The organism is Gynurincola endophyticus (genome assembly GCF_003991195.1).
GTDB classification, from domain to species: domain Bacteria; phylum Bacteroidota; class Bacteroidia; order Chitinophagales; family Chitinophagaceae; genus Gynurincola; species Gynurincola endophyticus.
Map to the genome: position 1 here is coordinate 572,329 of NZ_RCWL01000001.1, position 15,676 is coordinate 588,004.

The window sequence follows — 15,676 nt, forward strand, 5'->3', positions numbered from 1 at the left end:
ACAGCTCTTTTGCAAGCCACAACTTCTGCTTCCAGCAAAACTGTTTTCTTACCAACTGATAACTGCTAAAAAGACAAAAAATGATTAAAGTAACAGGTAACATATCAATACCAAAAATCCAGAATTTGTATTCTGAACTTGCTGCTTCAAATGGAGCGGAGATTGATGTGCATTTACCAAAGAAGATTGAAAAACTAGATTTTGGATTACTATTCTCCTACTTGCAGTTTTTAGCTACATGGGTAAGGAATAATCGTTCAGGGAAATTACATCTTCCAGTCAATACTATAGCTGAAGCAATTGAATATTTAGATAGGAATGAGTTTGTTTATCCATCCATCGTATTGGCTTGGGAGAAGGAAATTGTAAATGCTAAAGGAGAAAAAATAAAAAGCGAATTAAAGAATTCGAGTAAGGAATATTTCAATCGAATGGATTTTTTTGACTTAAAAGGAACTTCCGTTCCTATTTACTGCTTCGACCACGACAAATCAAACAGAGGACTTTCACGCCATCTTTACAAGAATTTCAGAGAGTTGGTTAATGAAACCACACTTGGCTTTAACCTTTTCAATGGGTTTAAAAAAGTTGGTGACTTCAACAAAGTAGCATTTAGAACTGGTGTAAAAAATCACTATGATGACTTTATAGCAATTATTCATGAGCTTTTTACCAATACACACGAACATGCAAAAACCAATGAACTTGGCTACACTCTGTATCCAAATATTAGGGCAATGCAGTTAAAATTTCACAAGAAAACCATAAATAAATTCATTGAACAGTTTCAGGATTATTCAGGATTAGTAGATTATTTTAATTCAGGTTTTACACCTAATAATCTCGGTGAACTATACCTTTTAGAAATTTCTATTTTAGATAGTGGCCCTGGCTTTGTGAAGCGATATAAAAAGATAAGTGACTACAATTTGAATATATCCGAAGAAGTGGAAATTATCAAACAGTGTCTATACCGACATAACACATCTGCTGATGGACTTACAGGAGAAATTAAAGGGATAGGGCTTGATAGAGTTCTTCAAAAGCTTGATGGTAAGGGATTTGTGAGAATAAAAACTGGACGTGCAGATGTTTTTCGTGACATGAAAAATAATCGCTACCACCATCATCATAATGCAAGCGAAATTCAGTTGAACGATTTTCAGAATAACAGCACTAATAATTTTACTGTATATCCAGCTGCTGAAGGCTCTGTGCTTTCTATTTTTTATCCCTTAGAATTTAATCAGCCATGAGAAGCTATTTTATATACCAATATGAGGACGTGATTTCTTCAAAGGTAAATCTGAAAGTGACTGTATTGTTCGTTCATCAAACAAAAATAGGTTCTCTGAATGCATTGGCTCAAGAACTAAATAGCTTCTTTCAGGAACACAGTATTACCGATAAATTGGTTGTTCTTGTTCCAGAATACCTAGATGTTACTTCCTTGGAATTTTTCATATCAGGTAGAGACATAACATTTCAAAGGGTTCCGGGTAAATCGGCAGACTACTTTGACAAATGCTTAATGATTTATCAGTATGATGCTGAAGGCAATTTTACTTTGTTTCAAGGGGATAAGCCAGAAAACGAGTCAAAGTTTATCGCTCACCTGCTAAGATGCGGTTCAACTGTGATATTTAAAAACAATGGAGGTCTGGTTGAATCAACTCCCGACCATCATTTTGTTTTCCCAAGTAATAAACACTGTTCGAAGTTTATCCGAACGGGAAATGTTCTGATAAATCAGTCAGAAATATTCTTCCTTGCTGTGCAACTTTTGAAGCATACAAAAGACAGAAATATCATTTACTGCGACACTTCATCAATAAATGTTTTGCCCTATTCAGTCTTTGAACTGAGAAGAAGATTTAAACAGGATTTTGACTGTCCCGTTGTTTATAGCTTTGAATCGTATGATGTATTTGAAAAAAGTAAAGATAGTTTCCCTCCCGAGTCATTGATTTTAATTTCATCATCAACATCGGGTAACATAATTGATAGAATATTAAAGGAAAAAAGAGCGGAAAAAGAACAGATACAGGTAATTTATTTTTTAGGTTCTAATGATAAATTCTTAAATCATGGTGCTAATATAATTTGCAACTTGACTAAGGATAAGTACTTTCTACTTGGCGAAGAAGAATTTAAAACATATAATACTTCAGATAATCCTGTTTGCACACTTTGTTTAAACCATTCTCGACCTATTAATATTCTGGGTGACGTATTTCTTACAGTTCAGCCAAAAATTGAAAGGCATCTTCTAACAATAAAGCCTGAATATTTCGCAAAAAGTATTGGAATATTTGCAGAGCACTACAAAAGTGGATTGCCAAATGAAGGCGTTATAAAGGTCTATTACAAAGACAATGTCCCTGATATTAACTATGAAGTATATTTTGACATTGTTTATCTGCTAAAAAATTTAACTAAGTTTAAAAGATTTAATGAAGCACTAAACAGGCACATTGACAAATACATACCTGCAAATACAAAATATCTTTTGCATCTCCCAGACATTGGTTCGGAAGAACTAGCAAAACATATTCTTACTAAAATCCCATCAAGCATAAAACCCGAGTTAATTAAGCTTGATACAAATTTTACAAGTAAAATCAAAGAAGCATCTGGGACTGTTGTGATTGTTGCTTCCTGCATAACCACAGGTAAGAAACTATTACAAATAAGCCGTTTAATGCGAAAAATGGAGAAGTTGAATTTGGTTTACTTCGTTGGTATTTACAGACCTGTAAATGAAAAATTCTCAACTGACCTTATTAATGATTTAAAGAAAGGCAAAGATAAAAGCGATGAACGTCCATTTGTTGCAGTTGAAACAGTTTATTGTTCAATTCAGCAAACCGAAACTTCTTGGGAACTTGAAAAAGTCTTTTTAGAGGAATTCATAGGTTCGATTGACGAAGACAAAGAGCCTGAGATTTATAATTATATAAACGCAAGACTTGCTATTCTTATTGACAACAAAAGACTTAGGGGATTTAGTGATGGTGTATTTTTAAAAACTGTTAAAGGTGAAGATTTAAAGTTACGAAAGAATTTTGCATTTTGGACATCGTTTGATTATAAAGAGAACGAAATAGCACAGTCTGAGGTTTATTTTACTATTTCGACAATCATTTCGAATCTTGAACAAAAGCAGATTAATTTGCATCCATCACTTAAGCAGACAAACTATGTAAGAAATATGTTAAGTCCTCGAAACTTTCACCGATTTAATGACGGCATAATTCAAGCATCACTGCTAAGGAGTGGTAAAACAGAGTATTTCGCCTATGACCTCGACAGCGAACTGAGTTTACAAATGAAAGAATTTTTATTAAGCATCATTGATAAATACAACTCAGCTGACGGTGAAGCTTTAATAGAGTTTTTGCTTGCAATTGGCATCAAACGACTTAAAATGAGAAAGGAAGATTTGCAAGAAGTTTTGAACAAGGCAATTGGTTGTTCAGATACAATAATGTCAAGGTTTTCAAAATATATTCATCAAAAGACACTATAGTCCATGCAGCAGTCACACACATGCCGCATTCGCACAAGTCAACGAACAAACTAAAAGTGTGGTAAGTATGTCCCTGCCTGCACTTTTTTCACCCGCTCTAAAACCCGCGCTGTTGAAGGAACTGTTTTACACCAATAAGTCAGCACGCCGTCATACCCACCGCTTTCCTGCTTTTGTTCCGGTGTAAAAATAATGAGCTCAGTGGCAATTTTCTGATCATTCTCCTGCCATTGTCTGATGTTTGAAAAATAAGCTGACTTTGTTCCGGTGGTAGTACCGATATTACCGGTGAGAAAGAATATTTTTTACCGGAGAAATCAAAATTATGGGCTTTTTCAGCAAAATAATGGTTCAGAAAAATAGACTCTGATTGGGTTAACAACGGGTTGTTGTCTTTACCGCATTGGTCGGCTGACTGTGCATACGAATAGGCTATGCACACATTGAGTAAAAGGGTGAATAGGAGTTTCATGGCTGTTTGTTTGACTAATTAAATTTAAGCAATAAATAGCAAAAAAAACACCGACTGATGAGGTCGGTGTAACAAACAAGCAAGCAACACTTTATGTGTTACGTATTTTATATTTTGGGTGCAGCCGCTAAGATATCGGCAGAAACACCACTTTCATACTTCTTAAAATTGGTCACAAACTGTGCTGCCAGATTTTTAGCCGCCTGGTCATAAGCATTTTTATCTGCCCATGTATTTCTTGGTGTTAAAATTTCAGTTGGTACGTTCGGACATTCTGTTGGTACCAATACACCAAAAATAGGATCTGCCACAAATTCGGCATTGTTTAGTTTACCTTCTAATGCTGCAGTAATCATCGCACGGGTGTAAGATAATTTCATACGATTTCCAACACCGTAGCCACCACCGGTCCAGCCGGTATTGATTAACCACACATTAGCTTTGGTTTCGTTTAGTTTTTTACCTAACATTTCGGCATATTTACCGGGATGCAGTGGTAAAAACGGTGCTCCGAAACAAGCACTGAAAGTTGATTTCGGTTCAGTAACACCCGCTTCTGTACCAGCAACTTTTGCAGTGTATCCTGAAATAAACTGATACATCGCCTGCTCAGGGGTTAACTTCGAAATCGGCGGTAACACACCATAAGCGTCGCAGGTTAAGAAGAAAATATTCTTTGGTATTCCGCCCACAGAAGGCTCCAGCGCATTGCTGATAAAGTCTAACGGATAAGAAACACGTGTATTTTCAGTAATCTCTTTTGATGAAAAATCGATCGTTTTTGTACCAGGAATAAAAGTAGTATTTTCTACCAGCGCTCCCGGACGGATCGCTCTGAATATTTCAGGTTCTTTTTCTTCGCTCAGGTCGATGGTTTTTGCATAACAACCGCCTTCAAAATTGAAGATTCCGGTGTTTGTCCAGCCGTGTTCATCGTCTCCGATTAATTTACGGTTAGGGTCAGCACTCAGCGTTGTTTTACCGGTTCCTGATAATCCGAAGAATAAAGCGGTATCACCTTCTTTACCCATGTTTGCAGAGCAGTGCATGGATAATACGTTTTGCTCTTGTGGTAAGATGTAATTCAATACAGTGAAAATACCTTTTTTGGTTTCTCCTGTATAGCCTGTTCCGGCAATTAAAACTGTTTTATGCTTAAAGCTGATCACAGCAGCATTGCCCTGGCGTACGCCACACTCTTTAGGGTCTAACTGTAAACCCGGCGCAGAGAGGATGGTCCATTCTGCATTGAAGTTTTTCAGTTCTTCTGCTGTAGGACGAAGGAACATGTTGTAACTGAATAAGTTAATCCATGGTTTTTCGTTTACAATGCGAATGTTAATGCGATAAGCAGGATCTGCACATGCATAAGCATCTCTGATCCACAATTCATCCAATTCGTTCAGGTAATGCACGATTTTATCACGAATGATAAAAAAGTGTTTTTCGTCTAATGCAATGTTGAAGTCGTTCCAATGGACAGTATTCTCAGTTACTTCGTCTTTCACTGTAAATTTATCCTTTGGACTTCTTCCTGTGAACTCACCAGTTTTGATTACTAACGCCCCTGTGTCGTTGTATTCGCCTTCTTTCATGCGAACAGTGTCTTCCGCTAAATCTTTCGGGTCACGTTGGTAATGAACTTTGTTAGAAACCTTTAAACCTATTTCGTTTAATTTTTCAAATGGTGTAGCAATGGTAGTAACTGACATACAAACTTCATTTAGTAATAAGAACAAAAGTAGGAGTTAAAAATTTCAAAATCAATCTGATAAGAAGGGCTGATTTTTTAAATCTTTTAAAAAAAGTTGTGTTTGTTTAAATATTATCTCGACTAACGCTTGTTTGCGTGGTTTAAAGAATATAGAAAGTTGAAAAACCGGATAGAATTTATAAAAATTAAAAAAAAGCCAAAATTTTTAAAGATCTCAAAAAGTAAAGTAGCTTGCCTGAATCTTATGTATTCAAGATCAATTATTTAATTTTACAGGATTAAGGATAAAATATATTATGAAATATTCACTTTTACCGGCGGCATTGTTTCAGGTGAATCGTAAGAGATTCGTAAGCGAAATGGAATCCAGAAGCCTGGCTATATTTAACAGCAATGATGAAATGCCCAGTAATGGGGATGCTTCTTACAAGTTTGAACAAAATAGTGATCTGTTCTGGCTAACGGGCATTGCACAGGAAGACACCATGTTGATTCTTCAGCCCCATCATCCGGATACGGCTTACAGAGAAGTGCTGGTTTTAGTGCGTCCGAACGAGTTAAAAGAAAAATGGGATGGTAAAAGACTCACTATCGAACAGGCGAAAGAAATTTCAGGAATTCATACAATTGTCTGGCTGGATACTCTTCCAGGGTTATTACCTTCCTGGATTCATCATGCGGAAATCATTTATCTGAATTCCAATGAGAATGATAAAGCGGCGCTGACAGTACAAACCCGTGATTACCGTTATGCAAAACAGCTGAAGGAAAAATACCCTTTGCATCAATATCGCAGAAGTGCAGGTATTTTGAAGAAATTACGGTCTATTAAAAATGCCCATGAAGTAGAGGTGGTACAACAAGCCATTTCCATTACGCACGAAACATTCCTGGAGGTAATGAAAACCATGAAACCCGGAATTGGTGAGTGGGAAATAGAAGCCACCATCGTTTATAATTTTCTCAAAAGAAGAGCGAGTGGTGAGGCCTATTCGAGTATAATTGCCAGCGGAGATAATGCCCGCATTTTACACTATATAAAGAATAATCAGGTTTGTGAAAACGGAGAGCTGGTTTTAATGGATTTTGGAGCCAGATATGGCGGATATTGTGCCGACCTTACGCGAACTATTCCTGTAAACGGTAAATTTACAGCACGTCAGAAAGAAGTTTACAATGCTTGTCTGTATTTGCTGAATGCAGCCAAACAACTGTTGCAACCCGGAATTACATTAGATGAATATACCCGGAGAATGGGCGAGCTGGCCACGGAAATTTTTGTGAAAATCGGTTTATTAACCGCTGAACAGGCTAAGGATCCACAGGCTTACAGAAAATATTTATACCATGGAATTTCGCATCACCTGGGTATCGATGTACATGATCTGAACGACCGCTCTGCTGCCCTGGTACCGGGAATGCTATTGACAGTTGAACCGGGAATTTATATAGAAGAAGAAAAAATGGGTATACGCATTGAAAACAATATTCTTATTACGGCAGATGGCAATATCGACCTGATGCAGGAAATTCCGATTACCGTTGAAGAAATAGAAGCCTTTATGGCCCGGTAAACAATAAAACAATTGAATCTTAGTTAAGAAAACATAACTGAACTTATATGATTAAACAGATCCCTAACTTATTTACTCTGTTAAACCTGGTATTCGGCTGTTTAGCGATCATTTGTATACTGCAAACAGGTGAAACTTTCATGATTATGCAGGAAGGACAATGGATTGCCCAATTACCGGAGAAAATTTGGTGGGGTAGTATCTGTATTTTTATTGCTGCTGCCATTGACTTTCTGGATGGATTTGTAGCCCGGTTATTCAAAGCAACCAGCCCCTTAGGCGCCCAGCTTGATTCATTGGCAGATGTTGTTAGTTTCGGCGTAGCTCCGGGATTAATCATGTATCAGTTGCTGAGAATTAGTTTTATCGGCGAAGAATCGGGTTTGGATACTTACGTTTTATACCTGATGCCGGCGTTACTGATTCCTTGTGCAGGTGCTTATCGATTGGCTAGATTTAACATTGATCCTCAGCAGTCTGAAGGCTTCAAAGGTGTGCCGATTCCAGCTGTAGGGCTGATAGTGGCTTCTTTACCAATCATTCTGTTATATAACTATTTCGGACTAACTCCGCTGATTTTGAATAAATGGGTTTTGTATAGCCTTATTGTATTACTGAGTTATCTGATGGTGAGTACTTTACCACTAATGGCATTAAAGTTTAAGAACTTTAGTTTTAAAGACAATGCTGCTAAGTTTATTCTATTGGCAACAGGTATTGTAGCAGCAATTTTATTGAAATGGTTGGCCATTCCGGTGGTTTTTGTTTTATATATCGTCTTATCTTTGAGTTTTAAAACTAAAAGATAATCACCTATACATAGGGTTGTATAGTGTTTCAGCTCAAACTGATCATTATAAACCGGATTGAATGGTAAATTGGAAAATGCAGTAACTGTGTTTAGCAGCTACTGTTCTATAATATTGTGCATGTTATATCTAGTTCCCACACCCATCGGAAATTTGAAGGATATCACGCTGCGGGCAATTGAAGTACTGCAAACAGTAGATTTAATTCTTGCGGAGGATACCCGTACTACATCGAAATTGTTAAATCATTTATCGATTGTAAAACCATTATCGCCTTTTCATCAACATAATGAACATGCCATTGTAACCCATCTGGTTAATCAACTGCAGGAGGGTAAACAAATCGCGCTGGTATCTGATGCAGGTACTCCCGGTATCTCAGATCCCGGTTTTTTACTGGTACGTGCAGCAGTACAGGCAGGCGTAAAAGTGGAGTGTTTACCGGGTGCAACGGCTTTTGTTCCGGCATTGGTAAACAGTGCGCTTCCGGCCCACCGGTTTTGCTTTGAAGGGTTTCTGCCGCTTAAAAAGGGCAGACAAACACTTTTGAAGAAACTGGTAACGGAAGAGCGTACTATTATCTTATATGAATCTCCCCACCGCCTCGTAAAAACATTAAAAGAATTTGTTACATATTTCGGTGCTGAACGAAAAGCATCTGTTTCCAGAGAATTAACAAAAATGTTTGAAGAAAACAAAAGAGGAACATTAGAAGAATTAGTGGCTCATTTTGAGGCGAAAGAAGTAAAAGGCGAAATCGTAATTGTATTAGAAGGGAGCACTGAAAAATGATTTTAAGTTTTTATTAAAGAATAACGGTGTACCTTTTGAACATCAAACTCTAAAAATTGGAATAGATGAAAAATGTAATTTTTGCATTGTTGATAATAAGTAGTTTATTTATCGGAGGGGAAGCACAGGCACAACGTAAAATTCCGTCATCCGTAACAGAAGATTTAAAAGCTAAATTTCCCGATGCTACTGAAGTAGAATGGTCGTCTAAACTATCACATTTCTTAGCTGAATTTTATGTTGGAAAAGTACCTCATGAAGTTCGTTATACGAATAAAGGCGAATGGTCGAGCACAGATGAATTGATCGAGAAAGAAAATACACCTGCGGATGTATTGGAGTCGCTTTCAAAAAGTAAATTCAGTGATTGGGAAATATTGAATATTTTTAAAAGAACTATTCCGAACGGAGAAACTCAATACCGGATTTTAATAAAGAAGAATAATTCATTGAAGCGTTTTCTGTTTTACGACCCGAATGGTAAATATATTAAAGAGCAAACCGTACTTTAGTTTAAAAAAATTAAATATAAGAGCTGTTCGTTTAAAAAACGGACAGCTCTTTTGTTTTATACAACCTTCGCCGCTCGTGTAAAACAGTGATTTTATTTTACTTTTAATACAGTCTCTTTTTATTTAATTATGTAACTTTCCGGAGATAAACAAAAGCTATGAGTAAATTTATATGTACCGGGTTAATGGCATGCTTGCTTACTTTAACCAGTTTTGCACAGCCTGACAGATGGCAGCAAAAAGTAAAGTATACAATGGATATTCGTATGAACGTAGAAACAAATCAGTTCAGCGGTACCCAAAAATTGGTGTATACAAACAATTCTCCCGACACTTTAAACCGGGTATTCTATCATTTGTACTGGAATGCATTCCAACCCAACAGTATGATGGATACCAGAAGCCGTGAACTGGGTAAAACACAATTCACGAATGGTTCACGCGACTGGGATTCTCGTGTGACTGATAGAATCTCTAAATTGAAGGAAGATGAAATCGGTTATCAAAAAATAAAATCACTGAAATTGAATGGTGTTGAACAAAAGTTTGTTTATCACGAAACAATTTTAGAAGTAATACTGGCAAAACCTATCTTGCCTAAAGCAACGGTAACATTTGACATGGTATTTGATGCACAGGTTCCTTTACAGGTGCGCAGAGCGGGAAGAGATAACCCTTCTACAGGTGTTCATCTTTCAATGTCTCAATGGTATCCTAAAATGGTGGAGTATGACTATGACGGATGGCACCCGAACCCTTACATCGCCAGAGAATTTTATGGTGTATGGGGCGATTATGATGTGAAAATTACCATCGATAAAAACTATACCGTAGGCGGTACGGGTTATCTTCAGAATGGAGATGAAATCGGAAAAGGTTATGAAACAGCCGGCAAAAAAGTGGTAAATAATAAGCCACAGAATACCTGGCATTTCATAGCTCCCAATGTACATGATTTCATGTGGGCGGCAGATCCGCACTATAATCATTTAAGTGAGAAATTAAAGAGTGGTGTAACGATACATGTTTTATACGATCGCGATTTAGACCGTTTAAAAAATGTGTATGAGAAAATGTCTGAGCGTCAGAAAGCTAACTTTAAAACCTTCGATGACTACCTGGCTGATTATGATGCGCAATGGAAAAGAGTGTTGGAAGCAGGTGTAGTCGGCTTGCCTTTTGTTGAGAAAAACTTCGGTGCTTATCCGTATAAGCAATATTCATTTATTCATGGTGGTGATGGTGGTATGGAGTATCCTATGGCTACTTTACTATCGGGGCCGAGTATTGGTACCGCCTTTCATGAATTAATGCACATGTGGTATCAGATGATGCTGGGTACGGATGAAGCGCAGTATAGCTGGATGGATGAAGGCTTTACCAACTATGCCACTACACTGGTAAGCAGATATTATAATGATCAAACGCGAAAAGAAGTAACACAATCTGAAGTGTCTACCGGTCCGCGCCGTCAGGCAACACAGTCTCCTAATATGCATCAAAGTGCTTATAACAGTTATTTCTCTCTTGCTAAATCAGGATTGGAAGAGCCATTAACAACGCACGCTGATCATTTTGAAACCAACTATGCTTATAGCCAGGCTTCATATGCGAAAGGAAATGTTTTCCTTGAACAGCTGGGATATATCGTAGGAGCGAAAACAAGAGATGCTATCTTATTAGCGTATTATGATCAATGGAAATTTAAACATCCGAACGGAAAAGATTTCTTGCGTGTTGCTGAAAAAGTGAGTGGTATCGAATTAGACTGGTATTATGAATACTTTGTAAATACCACTAAAACCATTGATTATGGGGTAGAAGCTATTACAGAAGAAAATGGTCAAACCAAAATTGAGTTGAAAAGAATCGGATTTATGCCAATGCCGATTGATCTTCAGGTAACATATGCTGACGGTTCTAAACAAAATGTATATATTCCGTTGTATCAGATGTTTGGTGCTAAAAAGCCAGAGACTGATATTCCAACAATCCAGGCGGAAGCTTGGAAATGGACTCATCCTACTTATACGGTTACATTACCAAACAATAAAAAAGTAGCCGAAGTGGAAATCGATCCTTCACAGCGGTTAGCTGATATCGATAGAAGCAATAATGTTAAAAAACAATAGAGGCAAAATAAAAGAATGTAAAAGCAGTGGTAATCAATTACCACTGCTTTTTTATTATCCGTGAAACAGATTATCCGGAAGTAGCGGAATGTTAGAGGCATAAAAAAAAATCCCTCAATACAGGTATTGAAGGATTTTCATTGAATAAATTTACTAGACAAATAAGGACAAGGTATAATGGTGAATGAGTTTGATCATACAACCCGCTCGAAAATAGACATTCATTCTGTTAAAGACAATACCACTTTCAGGGAATTGTTTCAGTTATACAGATAAAAATCATGCCATATCCCTGCCGTAATATTTATTAATAGCCTCTACCTTGTTATTCACATGTAATTTTTCATATATATGATACACGTGTTTACGCACGGTTTCGGGAGAAATAAACAATTGCCCGGCAATTTCTTTATACAATAAGCCCTTTGCTAATAACTCTAAGATCTCTTTTTCACGGGTAGAGAGTACTTTGAGGGCTTCTGAGTCTTTATTTCCTATGGTTTCAACCTGGCGCTGTTGAAAAGCAGCTACCACTTTTCGCGCAATCTGGCTACTCATTGGTGCACCGCCTTCATACAATTCTTTTATGGCCTCTAATAGTTTGTGAGGTGCGGTTTTCTTGAGGATATAACCGCTGGCACCTGCCGACAATGCTTCGAAAATTTTTTCGTCGTCTTCATATACGGTACACATCATGAAGAGGATATTCGGATGGGTTGCTTTCAGCTGTTTCACGCATTCTATACCATTGAATCCTTCACCCAGATTGATATCCATCAATACTACGTGAGGTTCCAAAGGAGGGATGCCTGCAATAGCATCTTCCGCACAGCTAAACGACCCTTGTAAATAATAATTTTCAGACATTAGAATGATTTGTTCCAATGCGGTTCTAATATCTTTATTATCATCTACAATACAAATTTTTATACCCATGCTACAAAGGTCAGATTTTAGTTTGTTATGAAAATACTACTTTGTGGGCATATTCTATTGCTGTGGAACGTAGACTATATACTTTTCGGCAAAAAAATCCTCTTCAAAAATCTGCTGAATCTCCATAACTGAAGGTTTTACCATTGATTCGGCAATTTCTGTGGTTAAATCGCCCCCTTTGAGGCAAATCAGGCCTGGTTTGTAGGATAAACCTTCTTTTTGTTTTCTAAGTAAGGGTTTTGACCATTTCCACAATTCACCTAACGGTGCTACTGCACGTGAAACTACATAGTCAAACTTCCTGTTTTTGATTTCTTCTATTCTGGTGTGTGCTGCAGTGAGGTTTTGTAAGCCGATTCCTTCAGCTACTGCTTTTACAACCGTTATTTTTTTACCGATACTGTCTACACAGTGAAATTGTATATTCGGGAAAAAAATAGCCAGCGGAATACCGGGAAATCCGCCCCCCGTGCCTAAGTCTACCACTTCACTGCCATCGCTTAACTCAAAGGCAGCAGCAATACTTAAAGAATGTAAAACATGCTTCAGGTATAGGCTTTCCATATCTTTTCTGGAAATCACATTTATTTTTGCATTCCACTCTTCATACAGTGCAGCCAGCTGTTCAAGTTGTGCTATTTGTGTAGGAGTGAAATCAGCAAAATATTTAAGTATTACATCCAGGTTTTTCTTTGTTTCTTCCATAATGTAGGCGCAAAAATCAAATAATAAAAGAACATCCAGATATCCAGTAACCACCACCAGGCGAACAAATCGTATTCTTTCAAACGTTTCATCGCTCTGTAATAAATAATTCCCTGTATGATCAGTCTTATACCAAATATTCCCAATGCAATTCTCCAATCTACAAAAATGGCACTCAGTACCAGTAATGGATAAAAAAGAAAATGACTAAAAGAATAGGTATTTAGTAAAAACTTATGCTTGGGTTTGTAGTATTTAGCTGTACTGTTATGTCTCATTTTCTGACGCATCCAGTCGCCGAATTTCTTTTTCGGCTCAGATAGGGTAAAGGTATCTTCATCCAGAATGATTCTGGTATTTTCAGGAGTGGCTACTTTATTGATGAAAAGATCGTCATCACCACTTAATACGTGATTGATTGACGAAAAACCTTTATTCTTCAAAAAGAGGTCTTTCTTGTAGGATAGGTTTCTGCCAACGCCCATATAGGGCATTCCTGCCAACGCATAGCTGAAATACTGTACTGCTATATGGAATGCTTCAAAACGGATCAGTTTGTTGAGCAGCCCTTTCTTTTTGAAATAGCCTCCGTATCCTAATACGATTTCAATTTTATCATCATATGCTGCCTGCATTTTTTCAATCCAATGCTCTGATGCCGGTACACAATCGGCATCTGTCAGTAATACGATACCGTACTTCGCTTCTTTAATACCGATAGACAACGGATATTTTTTGCCGGGAATACCTACGGCTTCCTGGCTGAGATTGACGATATGCAGCTGCTTAAATTGTTTGTGAAATTCATCCAGCAGGTATTTGGTTTCATCCTGACTGTTGTGGTTTACAACAATTACTTCATGTGTGGAACGGTACTGCTGTACGAGCAATCCGGGAAGATTGCGCGTCAGATTACCAGCCTCATCCCTTGCACAGATAATTACACTTACAGGATGCTGTTGCATTTTGTTTCTGGCTTCTTCTTTATGAAAAGCCATTTTTCTGAATAAGAGTAAATAATACAAAATCTGTATTAATGCAACGATGCAGAATAGAAAAAAAACAATCTGCCAAATAAGATGGGGAATATCCCAATTGCTAAACGCTGTATTCATATTATTATAAAAAACGACTGGGTCGTTTGCGGCACGAAAATACAATCCCGTTTTCGTATTCGTAAAAAAATCAATTCACATTCGTGAAAACCTGCGCTAAACGGAGGTTTTCAGCGTATCTTTGCGCCCTAATTTTGCGAGTATGGCTCAGTTAAAGTTTGAATTGGCGTATCAGGATACTGCTTCATCAGCACGTGCGGGAACTATTACTACGGATCACGGAACGATTCAAACCCCTATATTCATGCCTGTCGGCACGGCCGGCACGGTGAAAGGCGTTACCCAACAGCAATTGAAGAACGATGTTCAGGCGCAGATTATTTTAGGAAATACTTATCATCTTTATTTGCGCCCGGGGCTGGATGTTTTGTCAACTGCCGGCGGCTTGCACCGCTTTAACGGCTGGGATCGTCCGATTTTAACGGATAGTGGTGGTTATCAGGTGTTTTCGTTAGCCGGAACCCGTAAAATCACTGAAGAAGGGGTCGTATTCAGGTCACATATTGATGGTTCAAAACACTTATTTACCCCTGAAAAGGTAATGGATATTCAAAGAATTATCGGTGCGGATATCATTATGGCTTTTGATGAGTGTGCTCCTTACCCGAGTGATTATAACTATGCCAGAAAATCGATGGAAATGACCCATCGCTGGCTGGATCGTTGTATTAAACATTTTGATAATACACCCGATCGGTATGGATATACGCAAAATTTATTTCCTATCGTTCAGGGAAATATGTATGAAGATTTACGCAAAATTTCTGCTGAATATATCGCGTCAAAAGAGGCACCGGGTAATGCAATCGGTGGTCTGAGTGTAGGTGAGCCGGAGCCCGAAATGTATCACTTCACACAATTGTGCTGTGAAATTTTACCTGTACAAAAACCGCGTTATCTGATGGGGGTGGGTACTCCGTGGAATATCCTGGAATGTATCGCACTGGGTATTGATATGTTTGACTGTGTAATGCCAACCCGCAACGGTCGTAATGCAATGCTTTTTACCACTAAAGGAGTTGTAAATATCGATAATAAAAAATGGGAATTCGATCAAAGCCCGATTGACGACGGAATTGATTGCGAAATTTCGCAGTTTTATTCTAAATCTTACCTGAGGCATTTGATGAAATCAAAAGAATTGTTAGGTTTGACCATCGCTTCCGTTCATAATCTGGCATTTTACCTGTGGTTAGTAAAAGAAGCGAGAAAACATATTCTGGCAGGAGATTTCCTGTCATGGAAAAATGAGCTGGTGCCAAGGCTGAAGCAAAAATGTTAGGCCCTTCTTAAAAGATACAAAAAAAACCTGAAATTGTCAAGTGAACTTGTATCCCACTGAATCTAAATCACATAAGAGCGTTAAAATTATATATAGATCAATGG

Annotated in this window: 13 protein-coding genes; 8 read left to right on the top strand and 5 right to left on the bottom strand. The window is 37.7% G+C overall.

What is annotated here, in order from left to right:
* Positions 1 to 80 precede the first annotated feature (80 nt).
* Both D9O48_RS02435 and D9O48_RS02440 read left to right on the top strand, forming a co-directional pair.
* Positions 81 to 1,256, top strand: a complete 1,176-nt coding sequence (locus D9O48_RS02435; RefSeq protein ID WP_126970225.1) for a hypothetical protein — start codon at positions 81 to 83, stop codon at positions 1,254 to 1,256.
* On the top strand, positions 1,253 to 3,529 hold the full coding sequence (locus tag D9O48_RS02440; RefSeq protein ID WP_126970227.1) for a hypothetical protein: 2,277 nt from the start codon (positions 1,253 to 1,255) through the stop codon (positions 3,527 to 3,529). The genes D9O48_RS02435 and D9O48_RS02440 overlap by 4 nt, the downstream gene beginning before the upstream one ends.
* 139 nt (positions 3,530 to 3,668) lie before the next feature.
* On the opposite strand, the gene D9O48_RS02445 is transcribed toward D9O48_RS02440, so the two are convergent.
* Both D9O48_RS02445 and pckA read right to left on the bottom strand, forming a co-directional pair.
* On the bottom strand, positions 3,669 to 4,001 hold the full coding sequence (locus tag D9O48_RS02445) for a hypothetical protein (protein WP_126970229.1): 333 nt from the start codon (positions 3,999 to 4,001) through the stop codon (positions 3,669 to 3,671).
* 107 nt (positions 4,002 to 4,108) lie between these two features.
* Positions 4,109 to 5,713 carry a phosphoenolpyruvate carboxykinase (ATP) gene (pckA, locus tag D9O48_RS02450; RefSeq protein WP_126970231.1) on the bottom strand — a complete coding sequence of 535 codons (1,605 nt, stop codon included), beginning with the start codon at positions 5,711 to 5,713 and terminating at the stop codon, positions 4,109 to 4,111.
* A 298-nt stretch (positions 5,714 to 6,011) separates the two neighbouring features.
* Here pckA and D9O48_RS02455 point away from each other — a divergent pair, with 298 nt between their 5' ends.
* The 5 genes from D9O48_RS02455 (at position 6,012) to D9O48_RS02475 (ending at position 11,534) form a co-directional block, all read left to right on the top strand.
* Positions 6,012 to 7,289, top strand: coding sequence for an aminopeptidase P family protein (locus D9O48_RS02455; protein ID WP_126970233.1), 1,278 nt, complete (start codon positions 6,012 to 6,014; stop codon positions 7,287 to 7,289).
* A 47-nt stretch (positions 7,290 to 7,336) separates the two neighbouring features.
* Positions 7,337 to 8,098, top strand: a complete 762-nt coding sequence (locus tag D9O48_RS02460) for a CDP-alcohol phosphatidyltransferase family protein (protein ID WP_233589156.1) — start codon at positions 7,337 to 7,339, stop codon at positions 8,096 to 8,098.
* A gap of 120 nt (positions 8,099 to 8,218) precedes the next feature.
* Positions 8,219 to 8,890, top strand: coding sequence for a 16S rRNA (cytidine(1402)-2'-O)-methyltransferase (gene rsmI / locus D9O48_RS02465; RefSeq protein WP_126970235.1), 672 nt, complete (start codon positions 8,219 to 8,221; stop codon positions 8,888 to 8,890).
* 65 nt (positions 8,891 to 8,955) lie between these two features.
* Positions 8,956 to 9,402 carry a PepSY-like domain-containing protein gene (locus tag D9O48_RS02470; RefSeq protein ID WP_126970237.1) on the top strand — a complete coding sequence of 149 codons (447 nt, stop codon included), beginning with the start codon at positions 8,956 to 8,958 and terminating at the stop codon, positions 9,400 to 9,402.
* A gap of 158 nt (positions 9,403 to 9,560) precedes the next feature.
* Positions 9,561 to 11,534, top strand: coding sequence for a M1 family metallopeptidase (locus D9O48_RS02475; protein ID WP_126970238.1), 1,974 nt, complete (start codon positions 9,561 to 9,563; stop codon positions 11,532 to 11,534).
* 279 nt (positions 11,535 to 11,813) lie between these two features.
* Here D9O48_RS02475 and D9O48_RS02480 read toward each other — a convergent pair whose 3' ends face one another.
* The 3 genes from D9O48_RS02480 to D9O48_RS02490 are packed head-to-tail and all read right to left on the bottom strand — an operon-like array spanning position 11,814 to position 14,173.
* Positions 11,814 to 12,470, bottom strand: a complete 657-nt coding sequence (locus D9O48_RS02480; RefSeq protein ID WP_126970240.1) for a response regulator — start codon at positions 12,468 to 12,470, stop codon at positions 11,814 to 11,816.
* A 54-nt stretch (positions 12,471 to 12,524) separates the two neighbouring features.
* Positions 12,525 to 13,175 (bottom strand): 16S rRNA (guanine(527)-N(7))-methyltransferase RsmG, encoded by a 651-nt coding sequence (rsmG, locus tag D9O48_RS02485; protein WP_233589157.1) that lies wholly within the window; start codon positions 13,173 to 13,175, stop codon positions 12,525 to 12,527.
* A complete protein-coding gene (locus D9O48_RS02490; RefSeq protein ID WP_233589158.1) occupies positions 13,145 to 14,173 on the bottom strand; it encodes a glycosyltransferase in 1,029 nt (342 codons plus the stop codon). Before D9O48_RS02490 ends, rsmG begins: the two co-directional genes overlap by 31 nt.
* 259 nt (positions 14,174 to 14,432) lie before the next feature.
* Between D9O48_RS02490 and tgt the strand changes: the two genes are divergently transcribed.
* Positions 14,433 to 15,572: a tRNA guanosine(34) transglycosylase Tgt gene (gene tgt / locus D9O48_RS02495; RefSeq protein ID WP_126970244.1), complete on the top strand. Its 1,140-nt coding sequence runs from the start codon at positions 14,433 to 14,435 to the stop codon at positions 15,570 to 15,572.
* The last annotated feature ends 104 nt before the right edge of the window (positions 15,573 to 15,676 follow it).